The sequence below is a fragment of the Arthrobacter sp. GW460-12-1-14-TSB2 genome, from assembly GCF_059423525.1.
In genome coordinates this window covers 24,388-47,536 of record NZ_JBWKYC010000024.1, presented here as the reverse complement: position 1 = coordinate 47,536, position 23,149 = coordinate 24,388, and the positions used below count along the sequence as shown (strand labels likewise).

The following is a 23,149-nucleotide window of genomic DNA, read 5'->3' as shown; positions in this document are numbered from 1 at the left end:
TTCAGCCCGTCCCACGTACCGGACTCGGCCGACGCCACCGCACCGTTGGCATCAACAGCCGTCACCGTCACCGCACCCGTCTTCGGATCCGCACTGTAAATCCGGTTATCCGCACCAACAGCGGACACCAGGCCCTCCGAACCCGCCAACACCGGCTCCGTGGACTCCTCGTCAAAACCGTTGACAGTGGACGGCGAAAGCGCCCACACCTTGCCCTTGGCCGGGTCCGTCACCGAAATAACCTCGGAACCAAAACTCACATCAGCCGCACCCGGCAACTGCTTATCCCCGCCCAACTGCATATTCGCCGGAGACACCTGATTCAGCGTCGAACCCGTCTCATCATCGACAAAAACGTCACCGGAATTCTGCAGGATATCGAAAGTCGTACTCGCCGGGGTCACCGCACCATCCAGCACACGGGACGGATAATTCAAACGGCCAACAGCATTCCTGGCCTTACTGACAACCCACACACCACCATCGTTCAATTCCACCTCAGTGGTCTTAAACCCCGGATAAATCACCGCACCCGCCACCAACGCAGCACCGGCCACCGCAAAAACCGTGCCGCGGAGGATCCTGGTACGCCGGTGGTTCGGCGTCCGTTCCGGTTTGGGCGTCACGGATCGAAGTAGCCGTTTCATTGCCAGATTTCCCCCACAAAAATGCATTCCGGGCATGCTAAGGCCCCATAGAGCGACATACGGGGACAGTCCGACTATGTCATAAGACCATCGATTTGAGAAACCAGCCCCCGCCGTCCGCTAATGCGGGAGTCCGGAGGACGCGGGCGGAACGGGCTTGTGGATTTCAGTCCAGGACGAGTCCCCGGCCACTGCCGCGCTGCAGCAGGACGGGGTGTATTTCACCGAAGCCACGCACCTCTTCGGCTGCCTGCGGGACCAATACAAACCGTTCGTCGTGTTCCAGCGCGGCGGCCGTCATCGAATCGACCAGAACGGTGCCCGGATCCGCCAGTGCAGTCAGCCGCGCGGCAAGGTTGACGGTGGGACCGTAGATGTCGCCCAGCCGCGACAGGATCCTCCCCCACACCATGGCCACCCTGGCCTGGGGCAGGATCTCATCCTCGGTAAAGGCCTGGCACAGGGCGAGGGAAATTTCGGCGCCCGCTGCCGGCGTCTCGGCAATATAGAGGACTTCATCCCCCACGGTTTTCACCAGCCGGCCGCCGCCGACCGAAATGATCTCGGCGCATTTGTTCTCAAAACGCTGTACCAGTTGAGCCAGCGTCTTCTCGTTCATGCGTCGCGAAAGGCTGGTGTACGAAACCAGGTCCGCAAATCCTACGGCCCGCGCCAGTGGCAGCGGTGCGTCATCCTCGTCGCCCTCGCGGCCCTCTTCACTGGCCTGCAGCCCGGCCTCTGCCCGCACGGCGAGGCGCTGGACCCCGGCGTTGAGCTGCCTGCGCCAGGAGTAAACCAGCATTTCCTCGAGCGCGTCCACCAGGGACGGCAGCTGGTTGACCAGCCGCTTGCGGGCTACGGCGTCCGACACACCCTGCCGGTGCACCATGTCCTCCACGAGGGCTTCGATTTGCCAGACCACCATGCGGTCGGTCATTTGCCCGATGGCCCGGGTAACGGAAATAGCCGCTTCCTCGGTGAGCTTCCCCGCCCGGACCAGGTCAACCACGGTGGACAATGCAGCCTGGTCGCGTTCGGTGAAGGCAACATCCTCGTCGCCAAGGTTGGGAAAGCCCAGGGCGCGCCACAGCTTGCGGGCGGACAGCAGCGACAGCCCGGCACCGGCAGCCACCTCACGGCGGCGCAGCTTGCGCTCACCGCCGAGGAGCCTGGCCTCCAGCGCCTTCGCGGCGAGCCGTTCGGCAGAAAGGGTTCCCGTGGGAGTGGCTTCATTCGAGGATGATCCCGGCAGAGGAGGATCGTACTGGGCAGGGTCGTGGGGTATTGGCTGGTGGGCGGCTGCCGGGGTGCCGGCGGGGTCGCCGGGCACGGACGTCTCAAGCACCGGCGCCTCCAGTGAAACGGGCGGCTCCAAGGAAACCGGCCCGTCCAGTGAAACAGGGCCCAAGGTGGCCGTTTCCAGGACAGCGGCTTCGAGGGTGGCGGTCTCCACTACGGCGTCCGGCGGAGACGGCAGCTCAGACGGCTCTGCCTGGTCGACGGTTCCGGCGTTGTCCACGGGTCCGGCATTCTCAGCGCTCATCTCTTCCACCTTCTCTCGTATCCCACGTCTCTCCCCTATCCCACGGCCGGTAACGCGGCATGTCCGCGGCGCTGTCCTGCGCCCGGTCTGCCTCGTAGATCACTCCGGCAGGCAGTTCATCGATGGCATCGAGCACAAAGTTCCGGAACTTCACAGCTTCCGGAACGTCCGGGATGACCGATTCGGCACCGTGTCCGGTATCCAACGATATATTCCCGGAACGCAATATGCGCTGCCACAATGACTGACTGACGCCGACATGATGCACCGCCGCGAGCGGGATCTGCATGTCCCGCCTGCGCAACATACCGTAACGGGCAATTATCCGTCGGCTCGTCAGCACGTACTGGGTAGCGTGCCACCTGAGCAGCCGCGGCAGGCAGTATCCCAACAGTATCCACGCAACTCCGCCGACGCACACTGCGACAAGCCAAATAGTCCATTCTTCGGAGATCAGCGGAACGAGCCTGGCCGGCTCGCCCCTGACGATCCATGCGCTGGCGAAGGCGCCGAAAGCGGGTCCAGCGATGAACAGCAGCCCCGGGAAAAAGAGCTTCCGGGGCTGCGGCCGGGTAACAGTGATGACCTGTTCACCCGGCAGGAGCTCTTTACGCATATCCGCTTTCCGCGGTGCCGGTTCCCGTATCGGTTCCGGTACCGGGCGGGGTCCAGGGGCGGAGATGGACGACGTCGCCGGCCGTCACCACGTGCTCGTGCTTGCCGGCGTCCACCACGAGAAGGGAGCCGTATTCGTCCAGGCGGGAAGCGTGGCCGATGATCTCGTGGTCGCCGGGCAACTGTGCGCGCACCTGCTTGCCGAGGGTGGACATCACGGATTCCACGCGCTTGTGCAGCGACGGTCCGCCGGCCATCCCGGCGGCGGGGTCGCCGTCGGCATTGCAGAAATTGCGGTACAGGGCGGCAAAGCGCGACAGGTAGCTCTTGAGCAGCGCGGTCCGGTCAACTGTCCGGGCATTTTCCAGCAGCACGGACGTGGCCGTGGGGACGGGGAGCTCCTCGGCAGTCAGGGTCACATTGAGCCCGGTGCCCAGGATCACAGGCGGAACAGTGCCGTCCCCCATCGGTCCCAGCTGAGCCAGGATGCCCGCAATTTTCCGCCCGCGCACCATGACGTCATTGGGCCACTTGATCTCTGCCGGGATCCCTGCCGTCTCCAGGAGGGCCTCGCGGAGGGCAAGGGCGGCGAGCAGCGAGAACCACGAGTAGCTGTGGGTGGGCAGCGGCCGTCCTTCGGCGTTCACCGGCCGGAGCACGATTGACACGGACACGGAGCTGAGCGGCGGCGCCTCCCAGTGCCGGTCCAGGCGGCCGCGGGCCGCGGTCTGGTGCTCGGCGGTGAGGACGGACAGGTCCGGCCAGGCGCGGGGATCCACGGTCACTCCCTGCAGGAGGTCCGCATTGGTGGAACCTGTTGAGTTCACCACGGTGAGCTGCGCTATGCCGTTGGCAGCCAGGAAATCCTCATTGCCCAGTTCGTTCCTGTTGAGTCCTACGCGGGCAGCGGGAGACTGCGGGGTGATCGGGTCCTGGCCGTCGGCAGGCTGTGGGGCGTCCATAGTTGAATCCTACCGAGTTGGTGCCGCACCGGCGGCGGGAGGACGGGTTCTCAGAGGAAAATGTCAGGGACCAGCCGGTCCTCCGGGGCGCCAAGGCTGTACGGCGAAAAGTCGGTTACCCCGGCCGCGGCGAGCACTTGTTCGTCCGTATAGAAGTTGCCGCTCCGCCTGCCAGCCCCGCCTGCCAGGTTGCTTCCCGTCAGCACGGCATGTGCCGCATCCGCCATGATCTCCGGTCCGCGGGCTGCCTTGACCATGTTCTCGCCCCCGGGCATGTTCCGGATGGCAGCCGTATCGATCAGCGTGCAGGGCCAGAGCGAGTTGACGTTGATGCCGTCCCCCTTGAGCTCCTCGGCCAGGCCGAGGGTGGTGAGGCTCATTCCGTATTTGGCCATGGTGTAGGCAAGGTGCATGCCCGCCCACTTGGGATCCAGGTTCAGCGGCGGTGAGAGGGTCAGGATGTTGGCGTCTGCTGAGCGTCGAAGTGCCGGCAGGGCGAGCTTGGAGAGCAGGAAGGTTCCACGGACGTTGATGTCCTGCATGAGGTCGTAGCGCTTCATGTCCACGGCGTCGGTCTTAGACAGATCGATCGCAGAGGCGTTGTTGATCACGATGTCGATCCCGCCAAACCGTTCGACGGCGGCGGCAACCGCCCCGGCGACGTCGTCGTCATTGCGGACGTCGCCGACGATCGGGAGCGCCTGGCCGCCCGCTGCTTCCAGTTGTTCCGCGGCGGTGAAGACCGTGCCCTCGAGTTTTGCGTGCGGCTGGCCGGTCTTGGCCATCAGCACGATGTTGGCGCCGTCGCGCGCGGCGCGGAGCGCTATGGCGAGGCCGATGCCGCGGCTGCCGCCCGACATCAAAATGGTGCGTCCCTGAAGGGAACCGGCGGCCTGATACGGCCCTGCGGCGGTGCCCGAAGCATCGTTGCTTGAAGTCATAAGGACACTCTAGCCGAAGTATGTTACTGGTGAGTAACATAACGGTCAGCGTCACCCGACGGCAGAAAATTGTAGGTTTTCTACAGCGGTCCCGGCCAATAGCGTCACTAGACTAGCCAACAGGGTCCTGCTTTTGTGCGGAAGCTACTTAAGCGCCGTTGCGACACAGGGCCAGCGACCATCAGCTACAGAGCCGGAGACACTTGATGAGCCACGATCTGACAACGACTGCGGGAAAGATTGCAGACTTCCGCGACCGCCAGGCGCGTGCCGAGCAGCCATCCGGCCCCGAGGCCATCGAAAAGCAGCACGCCCGCGGCAAGAACACGGCACGCGAGCGCATCGACCTCCTCCTGGATGAGGGATCGTTTGTGGAGTTCGACGCACTGGCCGTCCACCGCTCCACGGCCTTCGGCATGGAGAAGAAGAAGCCCCTGGGTGACGGGCTGGTGTCCGGTTACGGCACGGTGGACGGCCGCCCCGTGGCCGTGTACAGCCAGGACTTCTCGGTCTACGGCGGCTCGCTCAGCCAGGTCAACGGCGAGAAGATCGTCAAGGTGCAGGAATTCGCGCTGCGCAACGGCTGCCCCGTGGTTGGCATCCTTGACGGCGGCGGCGCCCGCATCCAGGAAGGCGTGGCCTCCCTGGCCATGTTCGCGGACATCTTCCGCAACAACGTGCACGCTTCCGGAGTCGTCCCCCAGATTTCCCTCATCATGGGCCCCTCCGCCGGCGGCGCGGCCTACTCCCCCGCCCTGACCGACTATGTGGTCATGGTGGATAAGACCTCGCACATGTTCATCACCGGACCGGACGTGATCAAGACCGTCACGGGCGAGGACGTCGACATGGAGACTTTGGGCGGGGCGCGGCAGCACAACGCCACCACGGGCACGTCCACGTACCTGGCGTCGGACGAGGCGGACGCCGTCGAGTTTGTTCGTGAACTCCTGGACTTCCTCCCCTCCAACAACCTGGCCGAGGCTCCGGTCCTGGAGCACCAGCAGGACCTGGAAATCGACGACGACGACCTCGCCCTGGACACGCTCATTCCGGATTCCGCCAACCAGCCCTACGACATGCGCAAGGTCGTTGAGCAGATCGTGGATGACGGGCACTTCCTGGAGATGCAGGCCCTCTACGCACCCAACGTAATGATCGGTTACGGCCGCATCGAGGGGCACACCGTCGGCATCGTGGCCAACCAGCCCATGCAGTTCGCCGGCACCCTGGACATCTCGGCATCGGAAAAGGCCGCTCGCTTCGTCCGGCACTGCGATGCCTTCAACATCCCCATCATCACGCTGGTGGACGTACCGGGCTTCCTGCCGGGCAAGGACCAGGAATTCCAGGGCATCATCCGCCGTGGCGCCAAGCTCCTGTACGCCTACGCCGAAGCCACCGTCCCCAAGCTCACGGTCATCACCCGCAAGGCCTACGGCGGAGCGTACATCGTGATGGGTTCCAAGAAGCTCGGCGCAGACCTGAACATGGCCTGGCCCACGGCCCAGATCGGCGTCATGGGGGCGCAGGGCGCCGTCAACATCCTGTACCGCCGCGAACTTGCTGCGGTGGCGGAGGCCGGCGGCGACGTCGAGGCCAAGCGCGCAGAGGTCATCCGGCAGTACGAGGAGGAACTCCTCAACCCGTACCAGGCCGCCCAGCTCGGGTACGTGGACGCCGTCATCGCGCCGTCCGAGACCCGGGTGCAGATCATCAAGGGCCTGCGTGCCCTGCGGGACAAGCGCGCCAGCCTTCCCGCCAAGAAGCACGGGAACATTCCGCTGTGATCCCGGACGTGGAGCCTGCCGCGCACCCTGCCGTTTCCCCGGCCGGGAACGAACCGGCGCCTGAAACGGCAGCCGAGGAGCCGTTGTTCTCCGTGGTCAAGGGCCAACCGACCGACGTGGAACTCGCGGCGCTCACTGCCGTCGTACTGTCCCTGGGCAATGCCGGGCCCGAGGGCGATGCGAAGCCCAGCGTCCGCCACTGGGTGCGGCGGCAGCAGCTGCGGCTGGCCCCCACCCCGGGGCCGGGTGCGTGGAAGCGAAGCCGCGGCTAAGGCCGGGTCCGCCGCATAACCGCAGCGGGCCGGGAACTGACACACCGAAAAGTTCAGTGAGTCTTTCATAACTGGGATCGCCCCGTTAGTCTCGTGGGGTGACTACCGAAACCGCAGCCTCAGCGCGCCCCCACACAGCCATCGACGCCGTCGCAGACGCCTACACGGACACCCTGATCAGGCTTAACCCCAGCTTCGCCACCACGCTCGGGGTGCCCGGCCACGAAACTGAATTCCAGGACTTCTCGCCTGCGGGCATCGAAGAATTCATCGCGGCGGCGCGGAAGGCACTCGGTGACCTCGACGGCCTGGAGCCCGTGGACGACGTGGACGCCGTCACGCTCGACGCCATGCGGGAACGGCTGGGGCTGCAGCTGGAAATCCACGAATCCGGGTGGGATGCCGCGGACCTGAACAACATCTCCTCGCCGGCACAGGACATCCGGGCCATCTTTGACCTGATGCCCACCGATTCCGTGGAGCACTGGGAGCACATCGCCGGCCGCGCCCACAGCGTCCCTGGCGCGATCGACGGCTACATCGAATCCCTGCGCCACGCCAGGGAACAGGGCAAGGTCTCCGCCTCCCGGCAGGTGTCCATCGTCGTCGAGCAGGCCACCAAATACGCCGCCGAGGACGGCTTCTTCGCCAAGATGGCCGCAGGCGCGAAGACCGCGGACGGCCCGCTTTCCGCGGAACTGCAGGCAAAGCTCGACGACGGCGCCTCGGCGGCCCGCGCGGCGTACCTCAAGCTGGCGGATTTCCTGTCCGCCGAACTGCTGCCCGTGGCACCGGCCAAGGACGCAGTGGGCCGGGACCGGTATGCGCTGGCATCCCGGGCCTTCCTCGGCGCGACGGTGGACCTCGACGAGACCTACGCCTGGGGCGTCCAGGAACTGGAACGGCTCATCGCGGAACAGGAGCGAGTGGCCAACGAGATCCGTCCCGGCGCGTCGGTGGCGGAAGCCAAGGAAATCCTGAACAGCGATCCCGCCCGCCAGCTCAAAGGCACCGACGCCCTCAAAGCCTGGATGCAGGGCCTCTCGGACAAGGCTGTGGCGGATCTGGCCGGCGTGCACTTTGAGATCCCGGACATCATGAAGACGCTCGAATGCCTGATCGCCCCCACCGACGAAGGCGGCATCTACTACACCGGACCCTCGGACGACTTCAGCAGGCCGGGCCGGATGTGGTGGTCCGTCCCCCCGGGCGAGGACACCTTCACCACCTGGGCCGAAACCACCACGGTGTTCCACGAAGGCGTACCCGGACACCACCTCCAGATCGCCACGGCCATCTACCGCCGGGAGCTGCTTAACAAGTGGCGCCGCAATGTCTGCTGGACCTCCGGCCACGGCGAAGGTTGGGCGCTGTACGCCGAGCAACTGATGCAGGAACTGGGCTACCTCAAGGACCCGGGCGACCACATGGGCATGCTGGACATGCAGCGCATGCGGGCCGCGAGGGTGGTGTTCGATATCGGTGTGCACCTGGAGCTGGAAGTGCCGGAACGCTGGGGCAACGGTACCTGGACGCCGGACAAGGGCTACGACTTCCTGAAGCAGAACCTGGCGATCAGCGAAGGCCAGCTCAACTTCGAATTCGCCCGCTACCTCGGGTGGCCGGGCCAGGCTCCGTCCTACAAGGTGGGCCAGCGCCTCTGGGAGCAGATCCGTTCCGAACTGGAAGCGCGCCCCGGCTTCGATCTGAAGACCTTCCACACCAAGGCACTCAACATCGGCTCCGTAGGCCTCGATACGCTGAAGCGCGCTCTGCTGGGGTAAGCCTCGTCCCCGTGCGTCCCGGAGGGACGGACGTCCTCGGCGTGCTGCTCCTGCGTCGCTTTGACGCACGCTGCCGGATGCCCGTCCTTTCGGTCCGTTTGCGAGACGTTTGCCACATGCTTCCCGGGAATAACTTCATAAAAGGCTGGTCTGACACCGAAAATCCGGACTTGTTGGCGTCGGGGCCGGCTAGGACTGCGTAATATTTCTCAATATCGAGTAGAAGCTGTATTTTGCACGGCCTAGCGTGTTCGGGTGACCACTCAAACCAGCACCCCCTCCCCCGCAGGAAACACCGGTTTCCGGCTGCCCGCATGGGCCGGTTCATTCGGCTTCCAGATCATTGCCGCCCTAATCGTGGGCCTTGGCCTTGGCCTCCTGGCCAAGTACACGGGCAGCACCAAGGCGAACCCCAACGCCCTCGGCGCCACACTGCAGACGATTGGCTCGAGCTACGTCTCGCTGCTGCAGACCGCCGTGGTTCCCCTTATCTTCACGGCCGTCGTCAGCTCCATCTCGAACCTCCGGCAGGTCTCCAATGCCGCGAAACTGGCATGGAACACGCTGCTGTGGTTCGCCATCACGTCCCTGATCGCGGTGCTGATCGGCATCGGCCTCGGTGTGCTGCTGCAGCCCGGCGCCAGCACCGGCATCACCCAGGAAGCCAAGTACTCGGGCAAATCCGGCGACTGGTGGGCGTTCCTGATCGGCCTCTTCCCCAAGAACTTCCTGGGCCTGGGAGCCAGCACCACCGTCACCGAGGGCGTGGCCACGACCGCCGTCAGCTTCAACGTCCTACAGATCCTGGTGATCGCGATCGCCGTCGGCGTGGCCGCACTGAAGGTTGGCAAGGCTGCCGAGCCCTTCCTGAACCTCAACGCGTCAGCCCTCGCCGTCATCCAGAAGGTGCTGTGGTGGATCATCCGCATCGCCCCGCTGGGCACTGTGGGCCTCATCGGCAACGCCGTGGCCGTCTACGGCTGGGACACCATCGGGTCGCTGGGCAAGTTCACCTTTGCCATTTACGTCGGCCTGGCCCTCGTCCTGTTTGTGGTCTACCCGGTGCTGGTCCGCACCCACGGACTGTCTGTCAAACAGTACTTCTCCGGTGTCTGGCCCGCTGTCCAGCTGGCATTTGTGTCCCGCTCGTCCGTCGGCACCCTGCCGCTGACCCAGCGCGTGACAGAGCGGAGCCTGGGCGTACCCCGCGCCTATGCCTCCTTCGCCGTACCCCTGGGCGCCACCACCAAGATGGACGGCTGCGCCGCGATCTACCCGGCGATCTCCGCGATCTTCGTGGCCCAGTTCTTCGGCATCCAGCTCGACTTCAGCCAGTACCTGCTGATCGCCCTCGTCTCCGTACTGGGTTCCGCGGCGACGGCGGGTACCACCGGCGCCGTCGTGATGCTGACCCTGACGCTCTCCACGCTGGGACTGCCGCTGGCCGGCGTCGGCCTCCTGCTGGCGATCGACCCCATCCTGGACATGGGCCGCACTGCGGTCAATGTGGCCGGGCAGGCGCTGGTCCCCACGATCGTGGCCAAGCGCCAGGGAATCCTGGACGAGGCGCTGTACAACGCTCCGCGCAACGGCGACCCGTTCGCGGATGACTCCGCCACTACAGATCCGACGGCGGCCGCTCCGGCAACTGAACGGGACGAACGCGAGCTGGCGGACGCCAAGGCGTAACCCGCTTCGTCGCCGAAGCGCGAACGTACAGTTGAGGCCTCAAATCCACACGGGTTTGGGGCCTCAACTGTACGTTCGCGCTGATGTGGCGGGACGTCCTAGTGGCCTCCGCCGCCTATCACGCCGTTCTCCACGGCTTTGGTGACGGCGTCGGCCTCCGCCTGGGTGAGCTTGCCGTCCGCGACTGCCTTATCCAACCGGGTCTTCAGGGCCGCTGCGCGCTCGGACCGTTCCTCTGCGCGCAGCTCCTCAATGGCTGCGGTGACCTTGGATTCGTCAATCCCCAGCGACTCCGCGAGGGACTTGGCGAGGGCTGCTTCCCTGGCAGCACGGTCCGGCTTCTCTCCCTCGGCAGGCCGCGTCGCCGGCTTGTTGGCATCGCGGAACGCCTTCAGCGCCTCGGTGACCTTTGCCTCGTCGACACCGAGCTTGGCGGCAAGCTCCGATGCCTGCACGCCACCTGCGTGCCCGTGACGGCCGCCCTTGTGTCCGCGGTCGTGGCCGTCGGTATTGGCATCGGCCGATGCGCTGGCTGACGGAGTGGGGGTCGGAGTGGTGGCCGCCGACGCAATTCCGCTGACGCCGATCCCGGCCCCGACAACCAGGGCAGCGGCGCCCAGGCCGAGGCCCAACTTCTTTCTGCTTGTCATGGCACGTCTCCTCGATCTGCCGCAGCATCGCGGCTGCTTCTGGTGGCAGGTACAGTACGCCTACCTTCCCTAAGGCTCCCGCACCTACATAAGAATGAGCTGTAAGGAAGCTGTGAATCCGAGTTGCCGAGAAACTTGCACAGAGTGTAAAAATGCACGTAGTGTAATGCCGTGCCCGCCACCCAGAATGCTCCAGCCATCCCGCCGCGCAGTGAAACCGGCGACCCGCCGCCGCCCTCGCGCCGGGAACTCAACAAAGCCGCAACACGCCAGGCCATCACCGATGCCGCCCTGGAGCTTCTGCGCAGCAAGGGGCCGGGGAACTTCACCGTCGAAGACATTGCAGATGCCGCAGCCATCTCCCGGCGCACCTTTTTCAACTACTTCAGCAGCACCGAGGCGGCGCTGGCTTCGGTGACCCACGGCTTCTTGGAAAATGCACTGGCGCAGTTCCGGCTGAGGCCCGCCGACGAGCCCATCCTTGAGTCGGCGAGGGCTGCCCTGATTCAGTTGGCCGACCCCATGACGGTGGCCCCCATGGCCGAGCTGTACAGCCTGGCGCAGTCCAATCCGCAGCTCAACCGTTCCGAACTTGAAGCGTGGGACCACTGCACTGCGGAAATCATCGACGCGGCCCGCGAACGCTTCGCAAGGACCACGGGCGAGGAGCTCGACGAGCTTTACCTCCGTGCGCTTGCGGGGTCCATCATCTCCTGCGGGAAGGCCGCCATGGACGTCTGGTTTGCCGAGTGCGGCGCGGACCTTTCAGCCACGTCGCTTGCAAGGCTCCGCCAGCTCCTGATCGACGCCATGGGCCTCCTTGGCTCAGGCTTTACGCCCACCGCCAACCTCTCCACAGATCGGCACTGACATGGCCCTCTTCCTCTACCGCCTCGGCAAGTTCTCGTACCGCCGCCGCTGGCTGGTCATTTCGCTCTGGCTTGCCGTGCTTGTGGCCGTGGGCGGGTCTGCGGCCGCATTCCACGGCACACTGTCCAACAACTTCCAGATCCCCGGCACCGAAACACAGCAGATGGCGGACAAGCTCAAAAAGGAGCTCCCCTCCTCTTCCGGCGGCTCAGCCAGCGTTGTGTTCGAAGCCAACGACGCCCAGTTCAGCCAGGCCGGAAAAGACGCCGTCACGGCTGCACTGACCAAGCTCAAGACCCTCCCCGATGTCCAGGGCACGGTTGATCCCTTCGCCACCCAGGCGCAGCTGGACAAGGCGGTCGCCGATCTCGCCGCCGGAAGGGGGCAGTCCGCGGCCGGCAAGGCCCGGCTGGACCAGGCCGCTGCCGAGCTTGCCGCCGGAAAAGCACAGCTGGGGGCAGCAGAACAGCAGATGACGGCCGCCGGTTTGCCGGCCGCCGCGATCGAGGCACAGCTCGGCCAGCAGAAGGCTGCCCTCGCCGAAGGCCAGGCAAAGCTCGACGCCGGCAGCAGGGAACTGGAAGCGGGCGAAGCCAAGCTTGCGCTTGGCGCCCGCCAGCTGGAGGCCTCGAAGGGGCTCCGCTTCGTCTCCGAGGACGGCAAAGCCGCGATCGCCCAGGTCCAGTTCAGGACCTCCATCAACGGCCTGACGCCCGATGTCCGCCAGCAAGTCCAGGACATCGTGAAGGAGGTCTCGGCCGCCAACGTCACTGCCCTGCCCAGCAAGGAAATCAGTGAGGACATCTCCGAGCTCTTTGGCACCGCTGAGATCATCGGCATCGCGGTTGCGGCCCTGGTCCTGGTCGTCATGCTTGGAACCCTGATCGCCGCCGGACTTCCGCTGCTGATGGCCGTCGTCGGCGTCGCGGTCGGTGTGGGCGGAACGATCGCCCTGAGCGGTGCCACGGAAATGAGTTCCATCTCGCCCATGCTGGCGCTGATGCTCGGCCTGGCAGTGGGAATCGACTATTCGCTGTTCATTGTCAACCGGCACCGCAGCCAGTTGCTGACCGGCATGGATGCTGAAGAATCCGTAGCCCTGGCCACGGGCACTTCGGGCAACGCGGTAATGTTCGCCGGGCTGACCGTCATCATTGCGCTGGCTGCCCTGGTGGTCCCCGGGCTTCCATTCCTGGCCGTTATGGGTCTCTCGGCGGCCGCCACGGTGGCTGTCGCCGTCGTCGTTGCCTTGACCCTGACGCCCGCTGTTCTCTCCCTGGTTGGCCGGAAACTGATCTCCAAGCGGACATGGGCCAAGGCGGAAAAGCACAACGCCGCTCCGGGGCACGAAACTGAGGACCGCACCAGGGACGAATACCGCAGCAGCCACGGCTGGGGCGGCATGGTCACCAACCACCCGTGGCTGGCGTTGCTGGCTGGCGTGGTCCTGCTCGGTGTGGTGGCGCTGCCCGCGAGCCAGCTCAGGCTTGCTTTGCCGGATGCCAGCTCAGAGCCGGTCGCCTCGCAGGCCTTCAAGGCCTATGACGTCACCAAGCGGAGCTTCGGCGAGGGCATGACCGGCCCGATCATTGTGGTGGGCGACCTCCCCGAGGGACTCAGCGACGCCGAGGCGCAGGCCAAGCAGTTCGATGTAGCGGACATCCTGCGCGAGACCGGAAATGTCACCGCCGCCGTGCCGCTGGCGCTGAGTGAGGACCGCCGCACAGCGGTGTTCCAAGTGATCCCGAACGAAGGCCCGGCCAGCGCAAGCACCGTCCAGGTTGTCTCCGAGCTTCGCGCCGAGAAGGGCCAGATCAAGGACTCCACCGGCGTCAGCATCGGACTCACCGGACAGACCGCCGGCAACGTTGACGTATCCACCAAACTCGGTGACGCACTGCCGCCGTATCTGGCGATCGTGGTTGGCCTCTCCTTGATACTGCTGCTGCTGGTGTTCCGCTCCATCTGGGTGCCGCTGCTGGCCACCGGAGGCTTCCTGCTCTCGCTCGCCGCAGCCTTCGGCGCGGTCGTCGCCGTCTACCAGTGGGGCTGGCTCGGTGCGGTGTTCGGCGTCGAAAATCCCGGTGCTGTGCTGAGCTTCCTGCCGATCATCCTGATCGGCGTGCTGTTCGGACTGGCCATGGACTACCAGGTGTTCATCACCTCCGGCATGCGGGAATCGTTCATGCACGGGGAATCGGCCAAACACGCGGTCCGCTCGGGCTTCAGCCACGCCGCCGCGGTGGTCACAGCCGCCGCGATCATCATGGTCAGCGTGTTCTCCGGCTTCATTTTCTCGCACCTGAACATGGTCCGGCCGCTTGGCTTCGCTATGGCCTTCGGCGTGCTGATTGATGCCTTCGTGGTCCGCATGACGATCGTTCCGGCCGTGATGTACCTGCTCGGCGAAAAGGCATGGTGGCTGCCGCGCTGGCTCGACCGCATCCTGCCGGATGTGGATGTAGAGGGAGCGAAGCTCCGCAAGCCGGCGCCGGCCGCCGAGGTGGAACCGGAAGAAGTCGGAGCACGCTGACGGGCCTCTTCTAGTCCGCACGGGTTCCAGTCCCAGATGGGCCGCCCGCTGATCACCCGATCGGCGGGCGGCCCGTTTTTGCTTCTGTTCTCTGCGATCCGTGGCCGACCTACGCCGCGAATGGAGCGTCCCGCCGCGACCGGAGGGCACGCCTGTGAATCTTGGCGTGGTGGCGGATCTCTTTCCAGTGGCGGGTCTCTTTCGGGTGGAAGGACTCTGTGGCCGGGCCGCCGCGTTGAGTCCGCGGAAGCGGCGGCGCGATGGATTGGTAGCTGTGGCCGGTGGGGGTTGTCAGTCGGATGGCATGCCTGGTTCCGCCCGGGGCGCTGGTTCCGCCGCGTGCGTTTGGTCCGTTGGGCGGGTGTGCTTTCCAGCCCGGCATTTCCTTCGTGTGGTTGCAGGCTTCGCAGAGCCCGGCGCCGTTGGCCTGTGTCGTAGCGCCGCCGACGTGCCAGGGTACGACGTGGTCCAGATGGCGGATGGGTGCGTCGCAGTAGGGGGTGCGGCAGGTGTCGTCGCGTGCCTCGATGAAGCGGCGGAGCCCCGCGGGGAAAAGCCTGGCGCGGGAATCCATCGCCACCAGCTCGCCCGTGGCGGGGGCCGTGTACAGACGACGGATCCACGTGTTGAACGCCTGATCAGCTGCCGCTCCTGATGGCAAAGCGCCTGGCGGGCGTCCGGCAGGCGCGGGAGCGCCGGTCAGCGAGGTTGCTTGCGCCCGACCGCCCCGGCCAATGATGCTTCTGGCCCACCCGCCGGGAACCACCCCATAGCCGGGGAGGCGTGCGGGTTCGCTGTCGCCTTGGAAGAGCGTGCGGTCGGTCATGACGAGCTGAATTTCAATCCCGCTGATCCCGCCCGGTGTCCCGGTGACGCGTTCAACCAGATCATCGGCCATGATCTGGCCCCGGGACCGGGGATCCCCGCCGGCGCGGAGAGAGTCCGCGTTCCGGATGAGCGCCGCTTGAACGGCGACACCGGCCGAGACGGGCAACAGGGCGGTCAGGTAGCACATGGTGTCCGGCGCGGGACGGAGGCTGACGTGCCTCGCCGTGGCGGCGTGGGCGGCGCGCTGCGTAACGGAGCGCGGGTCGCGGCGATAGGCGGCGGTACGGGCGGCTGCCACCAGCTCCCGGTCACCCACACCTGCCAGCGTCCCCGAATCGGGTGCCAGTTCCTCATCGACGCCATACCGGTCCGCCGGGGACAGGCACGCCGTTTCGCGCACCAGCAAGGTGGCCCGCCACTCATTCAGCTGCCCCGTCTCCAAGGCAGCGAGCGTGCGCGGCATCTCCGTCACCAAAGCCTTGGCCAGGCCTAACAGCCGGTTTCCTTTGGCCGGGGATTCGCGACGGGCGAGGGCGATCTGCGCTCCGACGCCGACTCCGAGCTGGTCAGTGGGGATCCCGGCGTCGGACTGCTGCCGGCGCTGCAGCTGGTCAAAGACGACCGCGAGCCGGGCCTGACGGGCAGCCAAAGCAGACTTCCTGTCTTCCAAAGCCCGGATCTCATCAATCAGCCGGGCGCCACCCTCCTCAGACGCGTCCCCCGCAGAGCTGCCACCCGCAGAAATACCGCCGCCCAAGGCTCCAGCGCCCATCGCAACGGCTGCATAATCCGTTGCCGGCTCCCGACGGCAGCAGCAAACACAACAGCACTCCGCTGCCGCCAGAACCGCTTCGGACCCCCAACTGCCATCCACAACTCAAGTGTCCCTCTGGGCTATGACAGTAACTGCCCTGATGTTAACGGCCAGGAGATTGATCATGGCGCGGCGGAGCCGGTCAGCCGCTTCGGATGCCAGCGGTGAGGTCCCGATCCCTGACGTGGCTATGGGCGCGCGGCTCAGGACAGCCGCCACTTGAAGGCGGGTCCTGACGATAGCCAAAGCGGAGACCACATCGTCCAGCCGCCGACAGAATTCGATCTGCTCTGCACTGCCCTCGGGCACAGTAATCTGTCGAAGCGCAAGGCTGCATATCGCCACCACCGCGGGGAGGTTGACCTCATCCCGTTCGGCCATTGCCCGTGCCCCCTTCGGTCCATGTTTCCCGTCCATGAACCCACTATGCCGCCGACCTCCGACAATAAGACTTGAGCGACAAAGCCCGGGCGACTGACCCAGCGCCCCACGACAATAAAGCACTGCCAACCGGGCCGAAGGGAACTAGGCTGGACCGGTGACCCGCCTCATTCTTGCCTCCCAGTCCCCCGCACGCACCAAACTGCTGAGCCATGCCGGCATCCGGCACGAGATCCTGGTTTCCGATGTGGACGAGGACGCGGTCCAGGCCCGCTACGGCGTGACCGACCCGCACGACACCGCCCTGCTGCTGGCCCGCGCCAAGGCGGAGGCCGTGGCGTCGCTGCCGGAAGCGGAGGGCGCCCTGGTGCTCGGCTGCGATTCAGTTTTCGAGTTCGACGGCGAGGCGCACGGCAAGCCGTACACGGCCGACGTCGCCAAGGAGCGGATGCTGCGCATGAGCGGCGCCATGGGCGTGCTGCACACCGGCCACTGGCTGGTGGACTGCCGCGACACCGAGCCGGACGAGGACGACGGCAACGACGACGGATACGGTTCCGACACCGGCACCGGGACGGGCGCCACACTGGGCTCCGTCACCTCCGCGGAGGTCCACTTCATGGACATGAGCGTCGACGAAATCGATGCCTACATCGCCACCGGCGAGCCGCTCCAGTGCGCCGGCTCGTTCACGATCGACGGCTACGGCGGGGCCTTCATCCGCAAGGTCGACGGCGACCCCCACACCGTCGTCGGGCTTTCCATTTCCACCCTGCGCGCGCTACTGGGCCAGGCGCAGGTGGGCATTACCGAGCTGTGGACCGGCGGCGCCATAGACCCCGCCGAAGTCCGCGCTGAGTGAGCCAATTCGCAACTCTTTGTAGCATCCCTACAAAGGACCGGAGCTTTACACGCGGAATCCGCAAGTAATATCGGCGGAACCCTCAAAATCGCGCTAGGCTCCCTGAAGGAAAGAAGGAGACGCCTTGTCAGCAAATACGGAGCAGTCCGCAAGTCCAGAGCAGTCCACCGCCCCCAGCCACGCAGGTGCCGCCCTGACGAGCTCCAAGCGGCTGAGCAAAGTCCTGATCGCCAACCGCGGTGAAATCGCAGTGCGCATCATCCGCGCCGCCCGCGACGAAGGCATCTCATCGGTGGCCGTCTACGCCGACCCGGACCGCGACGCCCTGCACGTGCGCCTGGCGGACGAAGCCTACGCGCTGGGCGGCAACACCGCCGCGGAGTCCTACCTGGTGATGGAAAAGCTCATCGAGGTCGCCCACGAGTGCGGCGCCGACGCCATCCACCCCGGCTACGGCTTCCTGGCCGAAAACGCCCAGTTCGCGGCCATGGTCATCGGCGCCGGCATTACGTGGATCGGCCCGTCCCCGGAGGCAATCTCCGCCCTCGGCGATAAGGTCCAGGCCCGCCACATCGCGGAAAAGGTCGGCGCCCCGCAGGTCCCCGGCACCGCCGACCCGGTGGAATCAGCCGAGGAAATCCTCGAGTTCGTGGACAAATTCGGGCTGCCCGTGGCCATCAAGGCTGCCTTCGGCGGCGGCGGACGCGGCATCAAGGTGGCCCGCACCCGCGAAGAAATCCCCGAACTGTTCGAATCCGCTGTCCGCGAGGCCGTCGCCGCCTTCGGCCGCGGCGAGTGCTTCATTGAGCGCTTCCTGGACGCCCCCCGCCACGTCGAAACCCAGTGCCTGGCGGACGCCTACGGCAACGTCGTGGTGGTTTCCACCCGCGACTGCTCCCTGCAGCGGCGCAACCAGAAGCTGGTGGAAGAAGCACCGGCACCCTTCCTCACCGAAGAGCAGAACCGCCGCCTGTACGAATCCTCCAAGGCCATCCTCAAGGAAGCCGGCTACCTCGGCGCCGGAACGTGCGAATTCCTGGTGGGCCAGGACGGCACTATCTCCTTCCTGGAGGTCAATACCCGCCTCCAGGTGGAGCACTGCGTTTCCGAGGAAGTCACCGGAATCGACCTTGTCCGCGAACAGTTCCGGCTGGCCCGCGGCGAAAAGCTAGGCTACGACGATCCCGAAGTGCGGGGACACTCCATTGAATTCCGCATCACCGGCGAAGACCCGGGCCGTAACTTCATGCCCGCCCCTGGCACCATCACCACGCTGAAAAACCCCACAGGACCCGGCATCAGGATCGACTCCGGCGTAGAGCAGGGCGATGTCATCAGCGGCAATTTCGACTCGATGCTCTCCAAGCTGATCGTTACAGGCGCCACCCGCGAGCAGGCACTGCAGCGCTCCCGCCGAGCCTTGGAGGAGATGGTGGTCGAAGGCATCCCCACCGTCATTCCGTTCGACCTCGCCGTGGTCACCAACCCCGACTTCGCCCCTGTGGAAGGACCGTTCAAGGTCCACACCCGCTGGATCGAAACGGCTTTCGTCAACGAAATTCCCGCGTGGACGCCCAACGGTGCGGAAGGTGAAGCGCCCGACGCCGGCGATCGCCAGCGCGTGGTCGTCGAGGTGGGCGGCAAGCGCCTTGAGGTGGTGCTGCCGGCTTCGCTCGGTTCGTTCAGCAGCGGCGGCGGCGGCTCGGCAAAGCCGGCCAAGGTCAAGAAGCGCTCCCGCTCCGGCGGACCGGCTGCAGCTGCCGGCGGCAACGCCCTGACCTCCCCCATGCAGGGGACCATCGTCAAGGTGGCCGTCGTCGAAGGCGACGTTGTTGCCGAAGGTGATCTCGTCGTCGTGCTCGAAGCGATGAAGATGGAACAGCCGCTCACGGCGCACCGGGCCGGCACCATTACCGGCCTGGCCGCCATCGCCGGCGAAACTGTGTCCGCCGGTGCCGTGATCGCCACGATCGAGGACTGATCCGGCCGGTTCACCGTCAGCTCGACTCACAGCATTACCCGCCGCCCCCGGCGCGCCCATGGCGCCGGGGGGCGGCTGCATGCAGACTTAGCGTGTGAAGCCATTTCTACTTCTTGCATCGCGCGCCGAGGACAAGGCAGCCGAGGAAGAATACGAGGCCTACCTGCGCTATGGCGGCCTCGAGCCCGCACAACTCCGGCGCATCCGCATGGAAGCCGGGCCCCTACCGGAGCTGGACCTGGCCGACTACTCCGGCGTGATTGTGGGCGGCAGCCCCTTTACATCCAGCGACCCGGCGGACCACAAAAGTGCAGCGCAGCTCAGGGTGGAGCGTGAACTGCGCCTGCTGCTGGACCGCATTGTGCCGGCCGACTTCCCGTTCCTGGGGGCCTGCTACGGGGTCGGCACGCTGGGCCTGCACCAGGGAGCGGTCATCGACAGGACCTACGGCGAGGGGCTGGGCGGCACCACCATCAAGCTGACGGCGGAAGGGCTGCAGGATCCCCTCCTGCGCGGGCTGCCGGAAAGCTTCACGGCCTTCACCGGCCATAAGGAAGGCTGCACCGTCCTCCCCGCCCACGCGGTGCTGCTGGCCAGTTCAGCGGCCTGCCCGGTGCACATGTTCCGGATCAAGGACAACCTGTATGCCACCCAGTTCCACCCGGAACTGGATGCGGAAGGGCTGGTCACCAGGATCGACATCTACCGCCACGCCGGCTACTTCCCGCCGGAATCGGCCGAAACACTGATGAATGACGCCCGGCAGTTCATAGCCACGGAACCGATGAAGATCCTCCGCAATTTCGTGGAGCGCTACGCGAAGTAGCGCCGGAAACGACAAAATGCCCGGCACCCCAAAGGGGCACCGGGCATTTGTTGCGAGCGAAAAGGGTCAGGCTACGTTGTTCTCGTAATCCAGGTCCCGGGTTTCCTTGCTCAGGAACAGCGCGATAAGGGTCAGCACGGCCATGGCGCTGAGGTAGACACCCACCAGCACGGGGCTGCCCTTGGCCATTTCCCAGAGCCACACCGCGATGAACGGGGCCACCGCAGCACCCAGGATGCTGGAGACGTTGTAGCTGACGGCCGATCCCGTGTAGCGGACGTTGGTGGGGAAGAGTTCCGGCAGCAGCGCGCCCATGGGACCAAAGGTCAGGCCCATCAGGGTGAAGCCGAGGATCAGCAGGGCCATGGTGCCCACGAAGCCGCCGCTGAACAGCGGAACGAACAGCATGCCGAAGACGAAGATTCCCGCGGTGACGGCGATGAGCATCTTGCGGCGGCCGTACTTTTCAGCCAGCGGGCCGGAAACCAGGGTGAAAATGCCGAAGAACACGACGCCGGCAATCAGCATCCAGAGGAAGTCGTTGCGCGTGAAGCCCAGGCCCGGGACGAATGCGGCGGCTGCGGCCTCCGTCATCGGCTTCCCTGTCTTTTCTGCGGCTGCCTTGGCGGCGTCCAGCGTGGCCGGGCGTGTTCCGTAGGTGAGCGTGAACGTGGTCATCAGGTAGAACAGCACGTAGGTGGCCAGCATGATGAACGTGCCCAGGATGAGCGGGCGCCAGCTGGTTTTGAAGACGCGGGCCAGCGGGAGCTTGGCAACCTCGTTGGATTCCAGCACCTTGGTGAAGGCGGGGGTTTCGATCAGCTTCAGGCGGACGTAGAGTCCGATGATCACCATGACGGCGCTGAGCAGGAACGGAACGCGCCAGCCCCAGGCTTCAAACGCCTGCGGTGAAAGCGTGTAGCTGGCCACCAGGAAGATCACGTTGGCAATGATGAACCCGATGGGTGCACCCAGTTGCGGGAATGTGCCGTAGATGGCGCGCTTGTTGGCGGGGGCGTTCTCGGTGGCCAGCAGGGCCGCGCCGCTCCACTCCCCGCCGAGGGCCAGGCCCTGGGCGAAGCGCATCACTACCAGCAGCGCCGGAGCCCAGAAGCCCCAGCCCGGAACCAAAGCGGTGGGGAGGCAGCCGATCAGGAACGTGGCGATACCCATGGTCAGCAGCGATGCCACCAGGGTGCCCTTACGTCCGAACTTGTCGCCGAAGTGGCCGAAGACAATCGATCCGAGCGGGCGGGCAATGAACGCGACGCCGAACACGGCGAAGGAGCTCAGCAGCTGGGTGGTCTCGTTCTGTCCGGGAAAGAACAGCTTGGGGAATACGAGCACAGCGGCAGTGGCGTAGACGTAGAAGTCGTAGAACTCAACGGTGGTGCCGATGAGGCTGGCGACGATCACGCGCCCGCGCGAGTTAACCTGCTTGGCTGACCCCGGCTGCGGTGAGGTGGCAGTGGATGACATGTAGTAACGCTTTCGTGAGAAACCGGGCGGGTGCCCCAAAAGACTGCCCGGCTAAGGGATACGTATCTCTCAATAATAGTTCCCGCCGTCCAGCGACTGGACAAAGGGTCCACTATGCGGACTTTTGGATTCGTCTCACTAACTGCGCCTCACGCCGTCACAAATGCCCCGATAGGCAAACTTCACAGCACGTTAACAAACGGCGACGCTTCACGAAACGCGCGCTCCCTACCTTTGAAGAACAACAAACCCCCGAAGGAGGTACACCGTGACTGTTGACCGCACGGCAGAGGCCGGCGCACAGCCCGGCACTACCCGCACCGTTCACGCCCCCGCCCTTGAAGTCCGCCCCGGCCGCTGGATCGCCAACTGGGATGCCGAGAACAAGGAGCAGTGGGAAACCCAGGGCCGCTCCATCGCCCGGCGCAACCTGAACTGGTCCATCTTCGCCGAATTCCTCGGCTTTGTCGTCTGGCAGCTCTGGTCCATCGTGGTGGTCCAGCTCCCCGCGGCAGGCTTCACGTTCTCCACTTCTGAAATCTTCTGGCTGATCTCCATGCCCAGCCTGGTGGGTGCAACTCTTCGCATCCCCTACACGTTCATGGTTCCGAAGTTCGGTGGCCGCAACTGGACCATCGTCTCGGCACTGCTGCTCCTCATCCCCTCCATTGGACTGGCAATGTGTGTCTCCAACCCGGAGACTCCGTTCGGTGTCATGCTGCTGGTTGCAGCACTCGCAGGCTTCGGCGGCGGCAACTTTGCCAGCTCCATGGCCAACATCACGTTCTTCTACCCGGCCCGCGAAAAGGGCTGGGCCCTGGGCCTGAACGCCGCCGGCGGCAACATGGGTGCCGCCGTCGCACAGCTCGCTGTGCCGATCGCCATCACGCTCCTGGCCGCCGGAACCGTCAACCTTCCGGTCGCAGGCCTCATGTGGGTCCCGCTGATCCTGCTCGCAGCGTTCGGCGCCTACAAGTACATGGACAACCTCACCAGTGCCAAGGGTGACGTGGCAGGTTCGATCGCTGCGTTGAAGGAACCGCACCTGTGGATCATGGCGCTGCTGTACATCGGCACCTTCGGATCGTTCATCGGCTTCGCCGGTGTATTCCCCAAGCTCATCAAGGACTACTTCCCCGCCTTCTCCTCGATCGGCGTGGGTACGGTGGCTCTTTCGCTGGCCTTCCTCGGCCCGCTGGTCGGTTCCCTGGCCCGCCCCTACGGCGGCCGCATGGCGGACCGCATGGGCGGCGCCCGCATGACCGTCGCAGCCTTTGCCTCCATGGCCGTCATCACCCTCACGATGATCTGGACGCTGCCGATGAAGAACTTCTGGCTCTTCCTGGTCCTCTTCCTGATGCTTTTCACCGCCAGCGGCTTCGGAAACGGCGCCACGTACCGGATGATCCCCATCATCTTTGCCACCAGCAGCCGGGCGGCACGCAACGGCGCCAGCACCGTGGCAACGCAGCGGCTGGCATCGTCGGCCCTGGGCCTGATCTCGGCGATCGGCGCCTACGGCGGGTTCGTCATCCCGCAGGTGCTGAACGCCTCCAACACGGCCAGCGGTTCCTACACCCCGGCTTTCTACGGCTTCGTCGGGGCTTACGTCCTGATGCTGGTGGTCTGCTGGGCCTGCTATATCCGCAATGCCAACCGAAATGCGATGGGACACGTCTAAC

Annotated in this window: 19 protein-coding genes; 10 read left to right on the top strand and 9 right to left on the bottom strand. The window is 65.4% G+C overall.

What is annotated here, in order from left to right; genetic code table 11:
• The 5 genes from AC07YR_RS20615 to AC07YR_RS20595 all read right to left on the bottom strand — a co-directional run.
• Positions 1–647, bottom strand: a 647-nt coding sequence (locus AC07YR_RS20615; RefSeq protein WP_494735096.1) for an NHL repeat-containing protein, incomplete at its 3' end; no start/stop codon positions are given.
• 166 nt (positions 648–813) lie between these two features.
• Positions 814–2,124, bottom strand: a complete 1,311-nt coding sequence (locus tag AC07YR_RS20610) for an adenylate/guanylate cyclase domain-containing protein (RefSeq protein ID WP_494735095.1) — start codon at positions 2,122–2,124, stop codon at positions 814–816.
• Between the two features lie 55 nt (positions 2,125–2,179).
• Positions 2,180–2,806: a PH domain-containing protein gene (locus AC07YR_RS20605; RefSeq protein ID WP_494735094.1), complete on the bottom strand. Its 627-nt coding sequence runs from the start codon at positions 2,804–2,806 to the stop codon at positions 2,180–2,182.
• The gene (locus tag AC07YR_RS20600; protein ID WP_235506046.1) at positions 2,799–3,767 is read right to left on the bottom strand and encodes a biotin--[acetyl-CoA-carboxylase] ligase; all 969 of its coding nucleotides are present in this window, start codon (positions 3,765–3,767) and stop codon (positions 2,799–2,801) included. Before AC07YR_RS20600 ends, AC07YR_RS20605 begins: the two co-directional genes overlap by 8 nt.
• Before the next feature lie 50 nt (positions 3,768–3,817).
• Positions 3,818–4,708 carry an SDR family oxidoreductase gene (locus tag AC07YR_RS20595; protein ID WP_494735093.1) on the bottom strand — a complete coding sequence of 297 codons (891 nt, stop codon included), beginning with the start codon at positions 4,706–4,708 and terminating at the stop codon, positions 3,818–3,820.
• Between the two features lie 206 nt (positions 4,709–4,914).
• On the opposite strand from AC07YR_RS20595, the gene AC07YR_RS20590 reads away from it, so the two are divergent.
• From AC07YR_RS20590 to AC07YR_RS20575, 4 genes are all read left to right on the top strand, one after another.
• Positions 4,915–6,498, top strand: a complete 1,584-nt coding sequence (locus AC07YR_RS20590) for an acyl-CoA carboxylase subunit beta (RefSeq protein WP_055803804.1) — start codon at positions 4,915–4,917, stop codon at positions 6,496–6,498.
• Positions 6,495–6,770 (top strand): acyl-CoA carboxylase subunit epsilon, encoded by a 276-nt coding sequence (locus AC07YR_RS20585; RefSeq protein WP_494735092.1) that lies wholly within the window; start codon positions 6,495–6,497, stop codon positions 6,768–6,770. Before AC07YR_RS20590 ends, AC07YR_RS20585 begins: the two co-directional genes overlap by 4 nt.
• Before the next feature lie 98 nt (positions 6,771–6,868).
• The gene (locus tag AC07YR_RS20580; protein WP_494735091.1) at positions 6,869–8,554 is read left to right on the top strand and encodes a DUF885 domain-containing protein; all 1,686 of its coding nucleotides are present in this window, start codon (positions 6,869–6,871) and stop codon (positions 8,552–8,554) included.
• 255 nt (positions 8,555–8,809) lie between these two features.
• Positions 8,810–10,243 carry a dicarboxylate/amino acid:cation symporter gene (locus tag AC07YR_RS20575; RefSeq protein WP_436057115.1) on the top strand — a complete coding sequence of 478 codons (1,434 nt, stop codon included), beginning with the start codon at positions 8,810–8,812 and terminating at the stop codon, positions 10,241–10,243.
• A gap of 98 nt (positions 10,244–10,341) precedes the next feature.
• Here the strand turns inward: AC07YR_RS20575 and AC07YR_RS20570 are convergent, their stop codons facing one another.
• Positions 10,342–10,893, bottom strand: a complete 552-nt coding sequence (locus AC07YR_RS20570; RefSeq protein ID WP_055803811.1) for a hypothetical protein — start codon at positions 10,891–10,893, stop codon at positions 10,342–10,344.
• A 171-nt stretch (positions 10,894–11,064) separates the two neighbouring features.
• Between AC07YR_RS20570 and AC07YR_RS20565 the strand changes: the two genes are divergently transcribed.
• Both AC07YR_RS20565 and AC07YR_RS20560 read left to right on the top strand, forming a co-directional pair.
• Complete coding sequence (locus AC07YR_RS20565; protein WP_494735090.1) at positions 11,065–11,763, top strand: TetR/AcrR family transcriptional regulator; 699 nt, start codon at positions 11,065–11,067, stop codon at positions 11,761–11,763.
• A gap of 1 nt (position 11,764) precedes the next feature.
• Positions 11,765–14,296 carry an MMPL family transporter gene (locus AC07YR_RS20560; protein ID WP_494735089.1) on the top strand — a complete coding sequence of 844 codons (2,532 nt, stop codon included), beginning with the start codon at positions 11,765–11,767 and terminating at the stop codon, positions 14,294–14,296.
• A gap of 109 nt (positions 14,297–14,405) precedes the next feature.
• Here AC07YR_RS20560 and AC07YR_RS20555 read toward each other — a convergent pair whose 3' ends face one another.
• Positions 14,406–15,896, bottom strand: a complete 1,491-nt coding sequence (locus tag AC07YR_RS20555; RefSeq protein WP_494735088.1) for an HNH endonuclease — start codon at positions 15,894–15,896, stop codon at positions 14,406–14,408.
• Positions 15,897–16,001: 105 nt separating this feature from the next.
• Positions 16,002–16,319, bottom strand: coding sequence for a hypothetical protein (locus AC07YR_RS20550; protein WP_055803820.1), 318 nt, complete (start codon positions 16,317–16,319; stop codon positions 16,002–16,004).
• A gap of 157 nt (positions 16,320–16,476) precedes the next feature.
• Between AC07YR_RS20550 and AC07YR_RS20545 the strand changes: the two genes are divergently transcribed.
• The 3 genes from AC07YR_RS20545 (at position 16,477) to AC07YR_RS20535 (ending at position 19,988) form a co-directional block, all read left to right on the top strand.
• Entirely contained in the window at positions 16,477–17,181 is a 705-nt protein-coding gene (locus AC07YR_RS20545) for a Maf family protein (protein ID WP_436057111.1), read from the top strand.
• Between the two features lie 124 nt (positions 17,182–17,305).
• Positions 17,306–19,162: an acetyl/propionyl/methylcrotonyl-CoA carboxylase subunit alpha gene (locus AC07YR_RS20540; RefSeq protein WP_494735087.1), complete on the top strand. Its 1,857-nt coding sequence runs from the start codon at positions 17,306–17,308 to the stop codon at positions 19,160–19,162.
• 94 nt (positions 19,163–19,256) lie between these two features.
• Entirely contained in the window at positions 19,257–19,988 is a 732-nt protein-coding gene (locus AC07YR_RS20535; protein ID WP_494735086.1) for a glutamine amidotransferase, read from the top strand.
• A gap of 66 nt (positions 19,989–20,054) precedes the next feature.
• Here AC07YR_RS20535 and AC07YR_RS20530 read toward each other — a convergent pair whose 3' ends face one another.
• Entirely contained in the window at positions 20,055–21,467 is a 1,413-nt protein-coding gene (locus AC07YR_RS20530) for an MFS transporter (RefSeq protein WP_494735085.1), read from the bottom strand.
• 268 nt (positions 21,468–21,735) lie between these two features.
• Between AC07YR_RS20530 and AC07YR_RS20525 the strand changes: the two genes are divergently transcribed.
• Complete coding sequence (locus AC07YR_RS20525) at positions 21,736–23,148, top strand: MFS transporter (RefSeq protein WP_494735084.1); 1,413 nt, start codon at positions 21,736–21,738, stop codon at positions 23,146–23,148.
• Position 23,149: the final 1 nt, after the last annotated feature.

Bases quoted from the DNA above. Each gene is read 5' to 3' on its own strand.
- AC07YR_RS20595 (WP_494735093.1), bottom strand. From the start codon at position 4,708: ATGACTTCAAGCAACGATGCTTCGGGCACCGCCGCAGGGCCGTATCAG.
- AC07YR_RS20560 (WP_494735089.1), top strand. From the start codon at position 11,765: ATGGCCCTCTTCCTCTACCGCCTCGGCAAGTTCTCGTACCGCCGCCGC.
- AC07YR_RS20600 (WP_235506046.1), bottom strand. From the start codon at position 3,767: ATGGACGCCCCACAGCCTGCCGACGGCCAGGACCCGATCACCCCGCAG.
- AC07YR_RS20550 (WP_055803820.1), bottom strand. From the start codon at position 16,319: ATGGCCGAACGGGATGAGGTCAACCTCCCCGCGGTGGTGGCGATATGC.
- AC07YR_RS20605 (WP_494735094.1), bottom strand. From the start codon at position 2,806: ATGCGTAAAGAGCTCCTGCCGGGTGAACAGGTCATCACTGTTACCCGG.
- AC07YR_RS20590 (WP_055803804.1), top strand. From the start codon at position 4,915: ATGAGCCACGATCTGACAACGACTGCGGGAAAGATTGCAGACTTCCGC.
- AC07YR_RS20570 (WP_055803811.1), bottom strand. From the start codon at position 10,893: ATGACAAGCAGAAAGAAGTTGGGCCTCGGCCTGGGCGCCGCTGCCCTG.
- AC07YR_RS20555 (WP_494735088.1), bottom strand. From the start codon at position 15,896: ATGGGCGCTGGAGCCTTGGGCGGCGGTATTTCTGCGGGTGGCAGCTCT.
- AC07YR_RS20530 (WP_494735085.1), bottom strand. From the start codon at position 21,467: ATGTCATCCACTGCCACCTCACCGCAGCCGGGGTCAGCCAAGCAGGTT.